General features: G+C 29.4%; 2 protein-coding genes and 1 pseudogene. 1 reads left to right on the forward strand and 2 read right to left on the reverse strand.

The genetic code is table 11. The annotated features are described in order from the left end of the window. Nucleotides 1-199, forward strand: a pseudogene (locus ACQRC6_RS09715) (hypothetical protein); the annotation flags it as partial. 80 nt (nt 200-279) lie between these two features. Here ACQRC6_RS09715 and ACQRC6_RS09720 read toward each other — a convergent pair. Both ACQRC6_RS09720 and ACQRC6_RS09725 read right to left on the reverse strand, forming a co-directional pair. Beyond that, a complete protein-coding gene (locus ACQRC6_RS09720) occupies nt 280-963 on the reverse strand; it encodes an ISL3 family transposase (RefSeq protein ID WP_427848744.1) in 684 nt (227 codons plus the stop codon). Then, nucleotides 948-1,475 (reverse strand): transposase family protein, encoded by a 528-nt coding sequence (locus tag ACQRC6_RS09725; protein WP_427848743.1) that lies wholly within the window; start codon nt 1,473-1,475, stop codon nt 948-950. The genes ACQRC6_RS09720 and ACQRC6_RS09725 overlap by 16 nt, the downstream gene beginning before the upstream one ends. Between the last annotated feature and the right edge of the window lie 167 nt (nt 1,476-1,642).

Raw genomic sequence — 1,642 nt, forward strand, 5'->3', positions numbered from 1 at the left:
AATACTACTAGTTTGTGATGGTGCAACATGGCATAAATCAAATGGACTTAAAATCCCAGAAAATATAGAAATAACACATATACCACCCTATACTCCAGAAATGAAGGCTCTATGTCAAATGTTGGGGAGACTCGGTAATTCGAGTCTCTCTTTTTCTGTTAATAACAATACTTATAGACAAATAAATAAAACAAACTAAAAAAACATAAAAACTACTAAATTTAGACATAGCAAACAAAACCCCTAGGGGTTTTGAAATTTTTCCTGTTTTCCTAACTTTTAACTACACGATAAAAGAATTCTTTTTCTAAATAATTCAAAATTCTTCATACCAAAACAATTCCTCTTTAAAGTTTTTATCTTAGTATGTGTCCCTTCCAGAGGACCATTTGTCCATGGATAATCAAAAGAATTACATATTTCATCAAACCAATTTGTGAATGCAGTTATACAAAATCTAAATTCAAACAAATTTGATTCTTTAGCTCTTTTTAACCATTCATTTAAAGCTTTTTCAGCTCTAATTTTATTTGGTTGAGTTAAAACATACTGATAAAATAATTCCTTTAACTTATACGCCATTTTTAATTCTTCGCTAAATTCAAGCATTAAAGCCACTTCTTCTGCCTGTTCTGAACTTAATTGAGAGGCTGGCTTTGAAATTAAACTTTTACTTCTTTTAAAATATTTCCTAAGTTTAGTAGGAAGGTCTTTTTGAATTCTTTTTCTGACATTTTCAACAGCCCAAGTAACTTGTCTTATGAAATGATACTTATCAATAATATGAATAGAATCCTTAAAAAATCTTTTCTTAACAGACTTAAAAGTAGTAAACATATCACTAACGAAAATTTTAACCTTAGATCTCTCTTTAGTATAAATACTTTTGAAATATTCAAATAGATAATTTAGCTCTCTTGATGGCAAAATATCAGTAATAGAATGGTTTATACCATCAAGAATGGAAGTCTGGTATTTATTATTCCCAGAGTCTCCCTTAAATTCACTTGTGCCCTATGGGTATCAATACATAGAACTTCAGGCAGCTTTGACCTTTCAACACTTAAATAAGACAATATTCTAAGAACAGTATTAGAAGATACATTGTATCTCTTAGCAATAGAAGAAATAGAATAAATCTCACGCAGTTCATTTGCAATTGCCATAACAAGCCTTTTTGTCATACTATGCCCCTTACCAACAAAATCAAGTTTTCTCTCAAAGCGATGACCACAGGACATACAATTATACCTAGTTTTCTTTAAATGTATAATACACTTTTTACCTCTAAGGTGAGTATCCTTTATTTTATGAACTCTATAATCATGTATTCTAATTGATCTAGAACCACAATGAGGGCAGATACTCATTCTAGCGACTACACCTTTTAGATAGATAAACTCATTATCTTCATCAAAATTATTAAATATTACATCTTTTAAACCTAACAAATTCGTGATATTATTATTTTGCACTTATATGCACCTCCTAGATTTTTGTTTTTGTATTTTAAGTTTAGGTTTATTTGCGTATAAGTGCAATATTTTTTTTGCATAAAAATATCTGTTAGAGTTTTACACCCCAACAGATATTATAGAGCCGAAATGAACCCCATAGAACAAATTTGGAAACAAATAAGGTC

The sequence above is a fragment of the Peptoniphilus sp. SGI.035 genome (assembly GCF_050315115.1).
In the GTDB taxonomy this organism is placed as follows: Bacteria; Bacillota; Clostridia; order Tissierellales; family Peptoniphilaceae; genus Peptoniphilus_A.